The 15,938-nt window shown below is 58.6% G+C and carries 10 protein-coding genes; 9 read left to right on the top strand and 1 reads right to left on the bottom strand.

Annotation, left to right across the window (positions count from 1 at the left end; translation table 11 throughout):
- The first annotated feature begins 20 nt into the window (after positions 1-20).
- The 9 genes from QZR14_RS00440 to QZR14_RS00400 all read left to right on the top strand — a co-directional run bounded on the left by QZR14_RS00440 (position 21) and on the right by QZR14_RS00400 (position 12,035).
- Entirely contained in the window at positions 21-302 is a 282-nt protein-coding gene (locus QZR14_RS00440) for a peptidylprolyl isomerase (RefSeq protein ID WP_311995572.1), read from the top strand.
- Between the two features lie 133 nt (positions 303-435).
- Positions 436-2,304: an extracellular solute-binding protein gene (locus QZR14_RS00435; RefSeq protein WP_311995571.1), complete on the top strand. Its 1,869-nt coding sequence runs from the start codon at positions 436-438 to the stop codon at positions 2,302-2,304.
- The gene (locus QZR14_RS00430; RefSeq protein ID WP_034154280.1) at positions 2,304-3,365 is read left to right on the top strand and encodes a microcin C ABC transporter permease YejB; all 1,062 of its coding nucleotides are present in this window, start codon (positions 2,304-2,306) and stop codon (positions 3,363-3,365) included. The genes QZR14_RS00435 and QZR14_RS00430 overlap by 1 nt, the downstream gene beginning before the upstream one ends.
- Positions 3,365-4,387, top strand: coding sequence for an ABC transporter permease (locus tag QZR14_RS00425; protein ID WP_250605323.1), 1,023 nt, complete (start codon positions 3,365-3,367; stop codon positions 4,385-4,387). Before QZR14_RS00430 ends, QZR14_RS00425 begins: the two co-directional genes overlap by 1 nt.
- A 9-nt stretch (positions 4,388-4,396) precedes the next feature.
- A complete protein-coding gene (locus QZR14_RS00420; protein ID WP_250605324.1) occupies positions 4,397-5,971 on the top strand; it encodes an ABC transporter ATP-binding protein in 1,575 nt (524 codons plus the stop codon).
- A 169-nt stretch (positions 5,972-6,140) separates the two neighbouring features.
- Positions 6,141-7,547: a sigma-54 interaction domain-containing protein gene (locus QZR14_RS00415; RefSeq protein ID WP_311995570.1), complete on the top strand. Its 1,407-nt coding sequence runs from the start codon at positions 6,141-6,143 to the stop codon at positions 7,545-7,547.
- A 296-nt stretch (positions 7,548-7,843) separates the two neighbouring features.
- Entirely contained in the window at positions 7,844-9,235 is a 1,392-nt protein-coding gene (locus QZR14_RS00410) for a GntP family permease (RefSeq protein WP_250605326.1), read from the top strand.
- A 7-nt stretch (positions 9,236-9,242) separates the two neighbouring features.
- On the top strand, positions 9,243-10,016 hold the full coding sequence (hbdH, locus tag QZR14_RS00405) for a 3-hydroxybutyrate dehydrogenase (protein WP_311995569.1): 774 nt from the start codon (positions 9,243-9,245) through the stop codon (positions 10,014-10,016).
- A 63-nt stretch (positions 10,017-10,079) separates the two neighbouring features.
- Positions 10,080-12,035 (top strand): acetoacetate--CoA ligase, encoded by a 1,956-nt coding sequence (locus tag QZR14_RS00400; RefSeq protein ID WP_311995568.1) that lies wholly within the window; start codon positions 10,080-10,082, stop codon positions 12,033-12,035.
- Positions 12,036-12,077: 42 nt separating this feature from the next.
- On the opposite strand, the gene QZR14_RS00395 is transcribed toward QZR14_RS00400, so the two are convergent.
- The gene (locus tag QZR14_RS00395) at positions 12,078-15,845 is read right to left on the bottom strand and encodes a hypothetical protein (protein WP_311995567.1); all 3,768 of its coding nucleotides are present in this window, start codon (positions 15,843-15,845) and stop codon (positions 12,078-12,080) included.
- Between the last annotated feature and the right edge of the window lie 93 nt (positions 15,846-15,938).

The following is a 15,938-nucleotide window of genomic DNA, read 5'->3' as shown; positions in this document are numbered from 1 at the left end:
ATAGATTGGAGAGTTTCCCCATGGCTCAAGCCACTGCCCGCCACATCCTGGTTTCCAGCGAAGACAAGTGCAACGAACTCAAGGCCCAGATCGAAGGCGGCGCCGATTTCGCCGAAGTCGCCAAGGCCAACTCCACCTGCCCGTCCAGCCGTCAGGGCGGTGATCTGGGTAAGTTCGGTCCTGGCCAGATGGTCAAGGAATTCGACACCGTGGTCTTCAGTGCGCCAATCAATGTCGTGCAAGGTCCGGTGAAAACCCAGTTCGGTTATCACCTGCTGGAAGTCACCAGCCGTCAGGACTGATCCGTCGCCTGATTGCTTGCCAACGGCCCGCCTTCTGGTGGGCCGTTGTGTTTCAGTTACATATACGGCTGGCGACTGACGCGCCTCTCGCGTACAACTTGCGCTTATCGATTTCCCGGTTCCAAGGCTGACAATGCGACTGGTTTTTCCCACATTGATGCTCACCGCCCTCGCCCTGCTGACGGGCGCCGCCGTCGCGAACGCTGCGCCGCAACACGCGCTGACCGTTTATGGCGAACCCGCCAAGTACCCCGCCGGCTTCAGCCACTTCGACTACACCAATCTGCAAGCGCCCAAGGGCGGGACGATGCGCCGCTCGGCCATCGAGATCGGCCACTTCGACCACGTCCTTCCTTATATAGACAAAGGTATCGGCGTCACGCAGATCGATGGTTTGCTCTATTCGCCACTGGCCCAGCGTTCGCTGGACGAGCCGTACACCGTCTACGGTCTCGTCGCGCAAAAGATGGAGCGCTCGGACGATGGCCTTTCACTGCGGTTCTTCATCAACCCCAAGGCACGCTTCGCCGATGGCAAAGCGATCACTGCCGAAGACGTGCGTTACACCTACGATTTATTGATGACCCAGGGCAGCCTGCGTTATCGCACCCAGTTTGCCGACGTCAAAGGCGTCGAAGTCGAAGCACCGCTGACCGTACGCTTCGACTTCAAGAGCAATGAAAACCGCACCCTGCCACTGGACATCGCGACCCTGCCGGTATTCCCCGAGCACTGGTGGAAGAGTCGCGATTTCGCCGGCGGCGGCGGTTATGAAGCCCCCCTGGGCAGCGGCCCGTATCGAGTCGGCAAGGTCGATTCGGGGCGCAGTATCACGTTTGAACGCAACGCCGACTGGTGGGGCAAGGATCTGCCGGTCAGTCGTGGCTTGTACAATTTCGATCATTTCAGCATCGAGTACTTCGGTGATACCGATGTCGCCCGCCAAGTGCTGCGCGGTGGCGCCTATGACTACAACCGCGAGTTTTCGGCCACTGGCTACTCGATCGGCTATGACAGCCCGGCGCTGAGCGACGGACGCCTGCAAAAGGCGCATCTGGCCACCGAGGCGCCACAGTCAGCCCAGGGTTTTGTCTTCAACCTGCAGAAACCCATGTTCACCGATCGCCGCGTACGCCAGGCCTTGGCCATGCTCTGGGATTTCGAGTGGAGCAACCGGCAGATGATGCGCGGCATGTATATCCGCCAGCAGAGCTACTTCTCCAACACGCAACTGGCGGCAAGTGAACTGCCCGATGCACAGGAGCTGAAAATCCTTGAACCGCTGCGTGGCCAGGTTCCCGACGAAGTTTTCAGCAAAGTCTTCGAAGCGCCGAAAACCGACGGCAGCGGCGTCATTCGTGACAAACAGTTGCAAGCCCTCGACCTGCTCGAACAGGCGGGCTGGAAACCGGATGGCGATCAGTTGGTGAATGCTCAGGGCGAGCCATTGAGCTTCACCTTCCTGGTCAGCCAGAACGGCATGGATCGCTTGCTGCTGCCCTACAAGCGCACGCTGAAGCAGATAGGTATCGACCTGAACATCCGCCGCATCGACTCTTCGCAATACGTCAATCGCCTGATGAGCCGCGACTACGACATGATCGTCACCGGCTACCCGGTCAGCACTTCACCGGGGGGCGAGTTGCTCAATTACTTCGGTTCCGCATCGGCCAACGACCCGGGCGCGAACAACTACATGGTGTTGAAAAACCCTGCCGTGGATACGCTGATCAACGGCCTGATCCGCGCGTCCACGCAGTCCGACATGCTGCATTACGCCCATGCTCTGGACCGGGTGCTGCAATGGAATTACTACTGGATTCCCAACTACTATCCACCGGGCACTTCAACCGTCTGGTGGAACCGCTTCGGCATACCGTCGGTGCAAGCCAGCAATGACGAAGCCATCGAGAGCTGGTGGGAAATCAGCCGCACACCATTGACCAATCAGCAGATGACCGCCGAGAAAATCGCTCGTGGCAGACCCGGAGGGCCGCACTGATGTGGGGTTACATACTGCGGCGTCTGCTGCTGATCATCCCGACGCTGGTGATCATTCTGCTGGTCAATTTCGTGATCATTCAGGCCGCGCCCGGCGGCCCGGTAGAACAGGCCATTGCCCACCTGCAAGGGATCGGCGGTGCCAGTGTCGGTGGCGGCGCCAGCGAAACCATGAGCGGTACTTCCCGCGCCAGTCGCGGTCTCGATCCGCAACTGATCAAGGACATCGAAAAACAGTACGGTTTCGACAAACCGGCCCATGAGCGCTTGTGGTTGATGCTGAAGAACTACGCACAACTGGATTTCGGCAAAAGCTTTTTCCGTGGCGCGACAGTCACCGACCTGATCCTGGAAAAAATGCCGGTGACCATTTCCCTCGGGCTATGGGCGACGCTGATCACCTATCTGGTGTCGATCCCGCTGGGGATCCGCAAGGCCGTGCACCATGGCAGTCATTTCGATATCTGGAGCAGCACGGCGATCATCATCGGCTACGCGATGCCGGCGTTTCTGTTTGCGATGTTCCTGATCGTGGTGTTTGCCGGCGGCACGTCATTGAACTGGTTTCCGGTGCGTGGTCTGGTCTCGGACAACTTCGAATCACTGTCGACTCTCGGCAAGATTGCCGACTACTTCTGGCATCTGGTGCTGCCGGTGACGGCGCTGGTGATCGGCGGTTTCGCCACACTGACCATCCTGACGAAAAACTCGTTTCTCAATGAAATCACCCGCCAGTATGTGGTGACCGCTCGCGCCAAAGGTCTGAGCGAACGTCGCGTGCTGTACGGGCATGTGTTCCGCAACGCGATGCTGCTGGTGGTGTCCGGCATCCCTCAGGCGTTCATCAGTGTGTTCTTCGCCGGTTCCTTGCTGATCGAAGTGATCTTCTCACTCGACGGCCTCGGGCGTATGAGCTACGAAGCCGCGGTTTCACGGGACTACCCGGTGGTCTTTGGTTCGCTGTTCATCTTCACGCTCTTCGGCCTGCTGATAAAACTGGTGGGCGACCTGTGCTACACGCTGGTCGACCCGCGCATAGACTTCGCCGCGAGGAACGCCTGATGTTCAAGCTCTCGCCTCTGGGCCGTCGGCGCTTCGAGCGCTTCAGGAAAAACCGCCGTGGCTGGTGGTCGCTATGGCTGTTTATCGGCCTGTTCGTGGTGACACTGGGCGGTGAATTGATCGCCAATGACAAGCCTTTGGTCGTCAGTTATCAGGGCCAGTGGTACTTCCCGGTATTCAAACGGCACACCGAACAGGAATTCGGCGGGCAACTGCCGTTCCAGGCCGATTATCGCAGCGACTATGTGCAGAACCTGATTCGCAAGGACGGTGGCTGGCTGCTGTTCCCGCCCATTCCGTTCAGCGACGACACGCCGAATTACGACCTCAACAAACCGGCCCCGAGCCCGCCGACGTCGGTCAACTGGCTGGGCACTGACGATCAGGCGCGGGATGTGCTGGCGCGGGTGATTTTCGGCGCACGGGTGTCGATCCTGTTTGCCTTGATGCTGACCTTTGTCAGCGCTCTGATCGGCATTGCCGCCGGTGCATTGCAGGGCTACTACGGCGGCTGGGTCGACCTGCTCGGGCAACGTTTGCTGGAAGTCTGGTCGGGGCTGCCGGTTTTGTACCTGCTGATCATCCTCTCCGGTTTCGTCGAGCCGAATTTCTGGTGGCTGCTGGGGATCATGGCGCTGTTTTCATGGCTGGCGCTGGTGGATGTGGTGCGCGCCGAGTTCCTGCGTGGGCGCAACCTGGAGTACGTCAAAGCCGCCCGCGCGTTGGGCCTGAGCGATCGCAAGGTGATCTTTCGGCACATTCTGCCCAACGCCATGAACGCAACACTGAGCTACTTGCCGTTCATTCTGACCGGGGCGATTTCCACTCTCACCGCGCTGGATTTTCTCGGTTTCGGCATGCCCGCCGGCAGCGCCTCGTTGGGTGAGTTGATCGGTCAGGGTAAACAGAATCTGCAAGCACCGTGGCTCGGGTTGACGGCGTTTTTCACCCTGGCGCTGATCCTTTCTTTATTGGTGTTCATCGGCGAAGCGTTACGTGACGCGTTCGACCCTCGATCCTGAAGCGTGGCCATGACTGACAACCTGATTGAAATCCGTAATCTCAACGTTGCCTTCCATGACCAGACCGTGGTGCGCGACCTGTGCCTGGACATCCGCCCCGGCGAGTGCCTGGCGCTGGTCGGTGAATCGGGCTCGGGCAAATCGGTGACCGCCCATTCGATCCTGCAATTGCTGCCCGAAAGCGAAGCGCAAACCACTGGCAGCATTCGCTATCGCGGACAGGAACTGATCGGCGCCGACCCCAAGGTCTTGCGCGAACTGCGTGGCAACCGCATCGCCATGATCTTTCAGGAGCCGATGACCTCGCTGAACCCGCTGCACACCATCGAAAAACAGATCGGCGAAACCCTGCTCCTGCACCGCGGCCTCGGCGGCAAAGCGGCGCAGGCGCGGATCCTCGAACTGCTCGGGCTGGTGGGCATCCAGAAGCCCAAGGAACGCCTCAAGGCTTACCCGCATCAGCTCTCTGGCGGACAACGACAACGGGTGATGATCGCCATGGCCCTGGCCTGCGAACCGGAATTGTTGATTGCCGACGAACCGACTACCGCGCTCGACGTGACGGTGCAGCGCAAAATCCTGCTGCTGCTCAAATCCCTGCAACAACGTCTGGGCATGTCGCTGCTGCTGATCAGCCATGACCTCAATCTGGTGCGCAGCATTGCCCAACGGGTATGCGTGATGAAGGCCGGGGAAATCGTCGAGCAGGCGCCCTGCGAAACCCTGTTCACCGAACCGAAACATCCTTACAGCTGCGTGCTGCTCAACGCTGAACCCGAAGGCGAAGCACTGCCCCGGGATGAGCGCGAAAACGTGCTGGAGGTCGATAACCTGAAGGTTGAGTTTGTCGTCGGCGGCGGTTTGTTTCAGCGCAAGCAATACCTGCGGGCGGTGGATGGCATCAGCCTAAGTATCCAGCGTGGCAAGACATTGGGCATCGTCGGCGAGTCGGGTTCGGGCAAGTCGACGCTGGGTCAGGCGATCCTGCGGCTGCTCGATTCCGAAGGCAGTATCCGCTTCCAGGGCGAAGCGCTCGACGGTCTCAATCAGAAGCAAATGCGCCCGTGGCGCCGCCAGATGCAGGTGGTCTTTCAGGATCCGTTCGGCAGCCTCAGCCCGCGCATGTCGGTCGCGCAGATCATCAGCGAAGGTCTGGAAGTGCACTGCGACTCGACGGCTGACGAATGCGATGAGCAAGTGATCCGCGTGCTGAAAGAGGTCGGCCTCGATCCGCAAAGTCGCCATCGCTATCCCCACGAATTCTCCGGTGGTCAGCGCCAACGCATCGCCATCGCCCGGGCTCTGGTACTGAAACCGGCGCTGATTCTGCTCGACGAACCGACGTCGGCGCTGGACCGCACGGTGCAGAAACAAGTGGTCGCCCTGCTCCGCCAGCTTCAGGAAAAACACGGTTTGACCTATCTGTTCATCAGCCACGACCTGGCGGTGGTACGCGCGCTGGCCCACGACATGATCGTGATCAAGGACGGCAAAGTGGTCGAGCGTGGCGCCAGCCATGATGTGTTTGATGCGCCGCAGCATCCGTACACCAAAGAGCTGTTGGCGGCGGCGCATCCGGGGTAGGCATAATCGGGGATCGACGTGGAGCCGAGTCACGGCCATCGCTGGCAAGCCAGCTCCCACAAGGGGCTGCGGCGTCCACGACATGTGTATACGACCGAGAACCCTGTGGGAGCTGGCTTGCCAGCGAAGAGGCCCGCATCAACTACTCAAATTCCGGACCAGCCGCCAGATGAACACCACCGAAAGCCTCAAGGACTACCAACGGGTTCGCACCCTGGCGATCCGTTCGCTGTTCGAGATCATCGAGCAATCCAGCGAAGGCACGGTGATTGTCGACCGCGATGCCAATATCGTCTGGATGAACGAGCGTTACGCCCGGCGCTTCGGTCTTGAATCGGCGGCAGGCGCGATCGGCAAGCCCTGTGAGAGCGTGATCCCCGGCAGTCTTTTGCGCGAGGTGGTGCGCACCGGGCGGCCCATCCTGCTCGATATGCAGGACACCCCGAAAGAGCCTTTGGTGGTGATGCGTCTGCCGATTCACGATGATGCCGGCATGGTAATCGGCGCGATCGGTTTCGCCCTGTTCGACGAGTTGCGCACCCTGTCGCCGATGCTCAAACGCTATTTGAGCATGCAGGAAGAGCTGGCTTCGACCCGTTCTCTGTTGCGCGCCCGGCAGACCAAATACAACTTTGCCCATTTCATCGGCACCAGCGCCGCCAGCCTCGAAGTCAAACGCCGTGCCCGGCGCAGTGCCAGCGCCGAGTCGCCGGTGTTACTGCTCGGCGAAACCGGCACCGGCAAAGAGCTGCTGGCCCAGGCGATTCACAGTGCCTCGCCACGGGCACACAAAGCATTCGTCAGCATCAACAGCGCGGCAATTCCCGAGGCACTGCTGGAGGCGGAATTTTTCGGCACCGCGCCGGGCGCGTTCACCGGCGCCGACCGCAAGGGGCGCACCGGCAAATTGCAGATCGCCCAGGGCGGCACGCTGTTTCTTGACGAGATTGGCGACATGCCGCTGCCCTTGCAGAGCAAACTGCTGCGCGTGTTGCAGGAAAAGGAATTCGAACCGGTTGGCTCCAACGAGGTGATTCAAAGCGATGTCCGCGTGATTGCCGCCACCTCGACCGATCTGCAAGCGGCGATCAAACGCGGCGAGTTCCGCGCCGACTTGTACTACCGCCTCAATGTGCTGCCGATTCAGGTACCGCCGCTACGTGAACGTCTCGATGATTTACCGGCGCTCAGCGAAGCGATTCTGGAAGAGCTGCGCAGCCAGCACGAACTGCACCGGGATGCGCTGGCGTTACTCGGTCAGCACGCCTGGCCGGGGAACATTCGCGAACTGCGTAATGTGCTCGAACGGGCGGCGTTGCTCAGTGATGACTTGATGCTGACCGAGCAGGATATTCGTGCAGCGATTGGCACATTGACGCCGGTTGAGCGTGCCTCGGTGCCGACGATAGAGGCGCTGGCTGACGAGACGTTTGCCCAAGCGCGGGAGCGGTTTGATCGGCAGTTGATTCAGTCTGTGCTTGCGCAGTGTGCGGGGAACGTGCCGGAGGCGGCGGCTCGACTGGGGCTGGGGCGGTCGACGCTGTACAAGAAAATGGTGGCGTTGGGGATTGCTTGAGTCTCTTAATAGAGACAAGGATCTCTTTCTGTGGATGGATTGCTTGAAGATCAAAAGATCGCAGCCTTCGGCAGCTCCTACAGGGAAATTTTCGTCTTCGCACTGTAGGAGCTGCCGAAGGCTGCGATCTTTTCGGCCCAACTCGGTCTCCAAAACGAGACAGAACACCTGAAAACTTTTCGCCATAGCCAATAATATTCATATATTTCAAAAGCTTAGATATCTGGCACAGATCTCGCTATAGCCTCTCCACACCCGTTTCACCCACAAAAATAACAATTCTGGAGAGACACACCATGAGTGTGATCATTGCCTTGGCAGCCCTGGCGCTGCTGATGCTCGCCGCCTACCGTGGCTACAGCGTTATCCTCTTCGCCCCGATTGCCGCCCTCGGCGCAGTCCTGCTCACCGACCCTTCCGCCGTCGCCCCCGCGTTCACCGGGGTGTTCATGGAGAAAATGGTCGGCTTCATCAAACTGTATTTTCCTGTGTTTCTGCTTGGCGCCGTGTTCGGCAAGTTGATCGAACTGTCCGGGTTCTCCCGTTCGATTGTCGCGGCGGCCATTCGCCTGCTCGGTACCAAGCAAGCGATGCTGGTGATCGTGCTGGTCTGTGCCCTGCTCACTTATGGCGGTGTGTCGCTGTTCGTGGTGGTCTTCGCGGTTTATCCGTTTGCCGCCGAGATGTTCCGCCAGAGCAATATCCCCAAGCGTTTGATCCCGGCGACCATTGCCCTCGGCGCTTTCTCGTTCACCATGGACGCCCTGCCCGGCACGCCGCAGATCCAGAACATCATCCCCAGTACCTTTTTCAACACCACCGCGTGGGCGGCGCCGTGGCTGGGGGTGATCGGCACGATTTTCGTGTTCTGCGCCGGCATGCTGTTTCTGCAGCGTCAACGCAACAAGGCCCAGCGTGCTGGCGAAGGCTACGGCACCGAATTGCGCAACGAACCGGAAACCGCCGAGGATCTGAAGCTGCCGAACCCATGGATTGCGCTGTCGCCGTTGCTGGCGGTGGGCATCATGAACCTGCTGTTCACCCAATGGATTCCGCAGTGGTACGGCAAGACCCACAGCCTCGCGTTGCCGGGCATGGCGGCTCCGGTCACCACCGAGATCGCCAAACTGACGGCGATCTGGGCGGTGCAGGCGGCGTTGCTGGTCGGCATTCTGATGGTGCTGGCATTCGGCTTTAAGGCGATTCGCAGCAAGCTTGCCGAAGGCAGCAAAAGCGCGGTGAGCGGCGCGTTGCTGGCGGCGATGAACACCGCTTCCGAGTACGGCTTCGGCGCGGTGATCGCGTCGCTGCCAGGCTTTCTGGTGCTGGCGGACTGGCTCAAGCAGATTCCCGATCCGCTGGTCAACGAAGCTATCACCGTGACCCTGCTTGCCGGTATCACCGGTTCCGCGTCGGGCGGCATGAGCATTGCGCTGGCGGCGATGTCCGAGCAGTTCATCAGTGCAGCCCACGCGGCGAATATTCCGCTGGAAGTGCTGCACCGCGTCGCCGCAATGGCCAGCGGCGGCATGGACACCCTGCCGCACAACGGCGCGGTCATCACCTTGCTCGCGGTCACGGGCCTGACCCACCGCGAAGCCTATAAAGACATTTTCTGTATTACGCTGATCAAGACCCTGGCGGTTTTCGTAGTGATCGGCACTTTCTACGCCACTGGCATTGTGTGAGGTATTCATGACGACTCTTTCCGGCAAGACCGCGCTGGTGACCGGTTCCACCAGCGGCATTGGTCTGGGCATCGCACTGAGCCTGGCCAAGGCTGGCGCGAATCTGATTCTCAACGGGTTTGGCGATGCGTCTCAAGTCATCGCCGAAGTCGCGCAGTTCGGCGGCAAGGTCGGCCATCATCCGGCCGATGTCAGTGATCCGGCACAGATTGCCGACATGATTGCTTACGCCGAGCGCGAGTTCGGCGGTGTCGACATTCTGGTCAACAACGCCGGCATCCAGCATGTCGCCGCCGTGGAGGAATTTCCCGTCGAGCGCTGGGATTCGATCATTGCCATCAACCTGTCTTCGGTGTTTCACAGCACGCGCCTGAGCCTGCCGGGGATGCGCGCCAAGGGCTGGGGGCGGATCATCAATATTGCGTCGGTGCATGGTCAGGTCGGTTCGACCGGCAAAGCGGCGTATGTCGCCGCCAAGCACGGAGTGATCGGCCTGACCAAAGTGGTCGGCCTGGAAACCGCGACCAGCAACGTCACCTGCAACGCGATCTGCCCGGGCTGGGTGCTGACGCCGCTGGTGCAGAAGCAGATCGATGACCGTGCGGCCAAAGGCGTCGACCCGCAACAGGCGCAGCATGATCTGCTGGCCGAGAAGCAACCGTCGCTGGAGTTCGTGACGCCGCAGCATCTGGGCGAACTGGTGCTGTTCCTGTGCAGCGAGGCCGGCAGCCAGGTGCGCGGGGCGGCGTGGAATATTGATGGTGGCTGGCTGGCCCAATAGCACAGCCATTCCCCCTCTGTGGGTGCGCTCGACCTTGTGCATGAATAAAACAAGAGGCAAACAATGTCCGACATTCTCTGGCAACCCGACGCCAACCGTATCGCTCAGTCGCGCATGGACACCTTCCGTCGTGCGGTCAATCAACGTCATTCACTGAACCTCGACGACTACCCTGCCCTGCACCAATGGAGCGTCGAGCAGCGCGAGGCGTTCTGGCAGGCGATCGTCGAGTTCTTCGATATCCGCTTTCACACGCAGCCGGATGCGGTGCTGCGCGAAGGCCCGAAGATGCCCGACGCCGAGTGGTTTCCCGGCGCCACGTTGAACTTCGCCGAACACCTGCTGCGCCGGCGTGACGATGCGGTGGCGGTGATCAGCGTGGCGGAGAACGGTCAACGCGAACAGTTGACCTGGGCCGCACTCGCTGAGCATGTCGCCGGATTTCAAGCGAGCTTGCAGGCAGCAGGCGTTGGTCTCGGCGATCGTGTCGCCGCGTGCATGCCCAATACCTGGCAGACCCTGGTGGCAATGCTCGCCACCACCAGCCTCGGTGCGATCTGGTCGTGTTCCTCGCCGGATTTCGGCACCCACGGGGTGATCGACCGCTTCGGTCAGATCGAACCCAAGGTGCTGCTCACCTGTGCCGATTATCGCTATGCCGGCAAAGCCATCGATCAGACTGACAAGATCAACGGAATACTCGAGCAACTGCCAACGCTGAGACAGTTGATCATCGTGCCTTACGTCCGGCCGCAGGCTCGTGTCGAGGCTTACAGGACTCACGCCGAAGTGACGTTGTGGGATGACTTTTATCAGGTCGGCGGTGAACCGGACTTTATCCCGGTGCCGTTCAATCATCCGCTGTACGTGCTGTATTCCAGCGGCACCACCGGCGTGCCGAAATGCATTGTCCACGGCACCGGCGGTGTGTTGGTGCAACACGTAAAGGAACACGGCCTGCACTGCGATCTCGGCCCGGGCGATCGACTTTTCTACTACACCACCTGCGGCTGGATGATGTGGAACTGGCTGGTTTCGGCACTCGCGGTCGGCAGCGCCGTGGTGCTGTACGACGGCTCGCCGTTTCACCCGGACAACCAGCGTTTGCTGGATTTGATCGACGACGAGCGCATCAGTGTATTCGGCACCAGCCCCAAGTTTCTCGCCACCCTGGAAAGCAGCGGCGCCAAGCCCCGCAAATCCCACGACCTGGGTAGCCTGAAGACGCTGTTGTGTACCGGCTCGGCGCTGTCGCCGCAGAGCTACGATTTTGTCTATCGCGACGTGAAACCGGAGGTATGCCTGGCGTCGATGTCGGGCGGCACCGATATCGTTTCGTGCTTCGTTAACGCCAATCCGCTGTCCTCCGTGCGGCGCGGCGAGATCATGGGCAAGAGCCTGGGCATGGCCGTTGAAGTCTGGAACGACGCCGGTCAGCCGGTGGTTGGTGAAAAAGGCGAACTGGTCTGCACCCGGCATTTCCCGGCCATGCCGATCGGCCTGTGGAATGACCCGGATGGAGCAAAACTGCAGCAATCGTATTTCAGCCTGTTTCCCGGGGTCTGGGCCCAGGGCGATTACGCCGAACAACGGCCTCACGGCGGGATGCTGATCCATGGCCGTTCAGACGCCGTGCTCAATCCGGGTGGCGTGCGCATTGGCACGGCGGAGATTTATCGCCAGGTCGAGAAAGTCGCCGAGGTGCTGGACAGCGTCGCCATTGGTCAGCAGTGGCAGGAGGACGTGCGGGTGGTGTTGTTTGTGAAGTTGCGCGAAGGGCTGGCACTGGATGAGGCGCTGGAGCAGCGCATTCGTCAGGTGATCCGCGCCAATACCACCCCAAGGCATGTACCGGCGAAGATCGTGGCGGTGACGGACATTCCACGCACCATCAGCGGCAAGATTGTCGAACTTGCGGTGCGCGAGGTGGTACACGGAAGGCCGGTGAAAAACACCGATGCGCTGGCCAATCCCGAAGCGCTGGAACAATTTCGGGATCGGCCGGAACTGAGCGTTTGAACCCGGCGCTGACGCGTTGACAACAAGCGTCAGCGCCTGGCGTCAGAGGGGCTTGTTCAGCGTGATGACAACCGGTTGAACAATCGCGTTACCCCCGCTGGCTTCGAGTGCGCTGCGAATGATCGTCATGTTGACGTCAAATGTAGCTTTGTCCGTAGCCATCTGACTCAGCAAGGAGGTGGCAATTGCCAAAGAGTCAGCGTTCTCGAAGGCCTCGGACACCGCATGGTAATTCGCGATCGAATCCTCCACCCGCAAGTTACCGGACGCGAGATTCAGCAGTGGCGCCACGTCCAGTCGCTGCCCTCTGTCGCTTGTATGCTCGGTGTCAGTGGCGTAGCCAACATCGGCAGTCTGCGCACTGCCATGGAATAGTTCATGGATCAGGTCATCTGCCACCACGTCATGGTTGAAGCCCAGGTTGACGAAGTGTTTGTTGAGGTTCTGAGTATAAATCTCGACAAACGCAATGCCATTCGCGTCGCTGGAACTGGCGCTTTTCCAACGTTTGTAATTGTTCACATCAAACGAGGCGATCGTCTCGTTTTGCTTCACTGCATCGAGAATTGTGTTGCTCATCGAGAAGCCAGCGAAATCAAAGCGAATCAGGCGCAGATAATTCACCACTCGCTCAGTGACCACCGATGAAGTGTTACCGAACAATGCCTTCATCAGCAGATCGCCATCTCGCTTGAATTCGTGTCGACTGATGACGTCGATGGCGTTGTCAATCTTCGCCCGAGCCCGGGGCAGACTTTTTTCGATGAAGTTGCGTGTATAGCTCGCCGGTAGTGTCCTGGGTGAATACGGCAACTGCAGAGGTGCCTGATAGGTGAAGCCTGTCAGTGGTTTACCCCAGAGATTGCCACGGCGGTTCAAGGCGTACCAATTGTTGCCACTGCGTGCAGCCAGCACGGCGGCGGCATTGCCGGGGGTGCCATGTGGCTGCCAGTGCCCTACGCCCAGATGTTTACTCTCTGAAGCACTGATCAGATCATAGGATTGCCGCCGACCACTGAGTTTGTGCAACTGGCTGTTCGCCTTGGCAACAATGTCATGGCTGTTCTTGCTGAAACGCAAAAAGCCCTTGTTCACCAGTTTGCCGCCCGCCTGTATGCCGGAAGGCACCCCATCCAACGGGTTAAAGAGGGAAACGGCCGAGGTGAATGCCAATTTGGTAAAACGCGCAGCTTTGGAAGTCGCTGAAATCGCCTTGGCCGAAATGCTCAACACTTTGGAAGCGGCGCCCGCCACCGTTCCCACCAGACCGATGCCATCCATCAAACATCCGTAAATGCCATCCACTACTTTGTCATGTTCACCCGAGGCAATATCTTCGATGCATTTTTTGAAAGGCACCACCAAGTCGATGAAATAAGTCAGCAACCGCTCGCCCTCTTCCCTGGAGAGTTCAAGTGGAGTCGGTACGCGTACTATTTCTCTCAGCTCGTTTTTTTTCAGGTAGGGGCGGTTTTTAACCAGGAACCCGGCGATACGTTTGATATTCGGATCGTTGAATTTTTGATAGAACCCTGATTTTTGCGTCGAAGGCGTTTGCGACTCATCCAGCACGCCAAAATAATCGATGATGGCCATACTGCTGGTAATCGAAGAATCTTCCGCTGCGGCATGGGTGTAGCGTTTTACATCGAGCGGCAGGCTTTGAGTCGCAGTGATGTCCCGTAGAAGCGTCATGTTCGCGGTGGCAGTCATTCTTGAACGTTGTTGCAGTTTCTTCTCTCGTTTGATGAACGCCGCCAAGGCGTCATTTTTTCGGGTTTCTCCCCGCGATGTAAACAATTCATAGCAGACGTCAGCATCTTCGTGAGACGCATACATCACAATGCCAAATCGACCTGTGGCGGCGTCTCTGCTGAGTTGTGTTTCCTGTGGAAGATCGATGTTCAGGGGGCCACCCAACCGACGCGTCTTAAAATAAACGGCGGACTCGCGCACGGTGAGGAAGTGAATATCGGCATTCATGAAGATTTGCAGATCCGCCTCTGGCATTTGCGCCAAAGCCAGTTTTACGGTGGACGCCATGGCGCTATTCAAATCATCGAAATGCACGTCCAACTGACGATCCATTTCCTCATCACAGGAGCCAAGTTTCAATAAGTCCGGATAACGCGTGTAAAGACTGACGCCGGACGGGTTGTAGTTGATGGGCGGCCTGGCAACACCGTTAGTGATCAGGCGCACAGTGCGTCGGTCCCACTCGCCGGTGACCAGATCACCTGATTGATGCAAGTCGACCATGGACATGACCTGCTGCCCGCCTTTTTCGGACAGTGCTTTTTCGTCCAGGGTGTCGCAACCCGGCGCAGCGATTTGCAAAGCCGTACGAGCAATCTTCGCTCTGTCGGGTAACGGTGTCGAAAAAGCCTTGGCGATTTGAGCGAACGTGTCCGAGTGTTGTTCGAATGCATCAATCGCACGTCGGGTCGCGGTTTCCTCGTTTTGCTCAAGTTCCGCAGTTGTCACGATCTGATTGATCAGCGCCCAATCGACGATCGGGTCGATCATGGCCAGGTCGCGCTTGTGTTGCTGTGACTCGCTGACCGGTTCAAGTTCGCCATAAGCCATGATCTGCGCATAGGTCATTAACCGCGTGGCGCCGGTCTTGAAAGACTCGACCAGCATGACGGCACGACAGAAATTGACCCAGCCAATCGAGCCGAGGGTAATCGACGGTGGAATTTCCCTGACCAGAAACTCTGGCGCGTTGCGTGCCAGTAACAGGTGGGCCAGCAACGGTTCCAACCCCGCTTCGACCCATTTTCGGGTTTGCAGAAAAGCGGTCAGCTCGTCACGAACGACCGCCGGGTGACGGTCAACATTGCCCGGCGCATAGAGGTCAATTCCGGCAACGTGGTTGCGCTGTATGTCATGCCCGATCGACGCATCCAGATCAAGCAACATCGCCGTCATCAGCAATTGCGCGAGGATGTCAGCAGATACCTCCTGCTCCATGTTCGCACCGAACCAGCCCAGTTCTTTCAGATATTTGCCGGCAAGAATCTGCGCCACCGGATGATTGACGAATTCGACAACAAGTTGGGCCGCGCTTTCATGCGAGACAGTAGCGCGACCGGTAACATTGTACAAAGCTGTCAGCAGCTTATTCCACGGCATCAACTTCGCCGTCGCATTGCGAATAGCTGAGAACTGCTCTTCAGACAATATGACAAGTGCCTGATTTTCTGTCTGGAAATGCTCCCAGTAGTCGCCTGGCTCTTTCACTTGAGGATCAAACTTGAACAAGGCGATCAGTTCGCGGGTTTTCGCCTTGTTATCGGGCAACCTTATGTCATGAAAGCGAAACCATTGATCGAGTGTTATATCGTTGTCAGGCCATATATAACCGCCGGCCACCCGAGCGATATCCGAAATCAACGCCAATGTAGTCTGTGTCGGCTCGCTGAATTCAAAGTGACGGGCCGCGACCAGATCCACCCAGCCCGCTGCGACACGAACTTCCATCTTGCCGTCAGCCGTGACGCGTATGAGTCCGTTATGGTCGCGCGCGTTTTCCCGGGCAAGCGCACCGATGACCGGGCCGGTATCAAGCAGACCGTTGAGCTGAAGCTGGCCGGGGTTATACATTTCGTACAAAGAGGATCCGGCCTGCAGTTCTATTTCATGCGCGTACCAATTGATCTTTTGACCATCTGTGTATTTGTTTAACGCTGCTTCCAGCTCGGCCAGGACCAATTGGCGTTCAACAGCATCGGCTTCAGTTCTGTGCTTCCATTCGGAAAGAGCAACAGCCGACGACCAGAATATCTTACCCCTGGTTTTATCATTCATTATTAGAACCTCATCAAGTTAGTTCGCTGACAACTTCAGCGCGATGACGTTCTACGTTCTTTGACATAAGCAATCCATTTAAAAAATATGAGC

Source organism: Pseudomonas sp. rhizo66 (genome assembly GCF_031931925.1).
Taxonomy (GTDB): domain Bacteria; phylum Pseudomonadota; class Gammaproteobacteria; order Pseudomonadales; family Pseudomonadaceae; genus Aquipseudomonas.
This window is presented reverse-complemented; position numbering and strand designations above follow the sequence as displayed.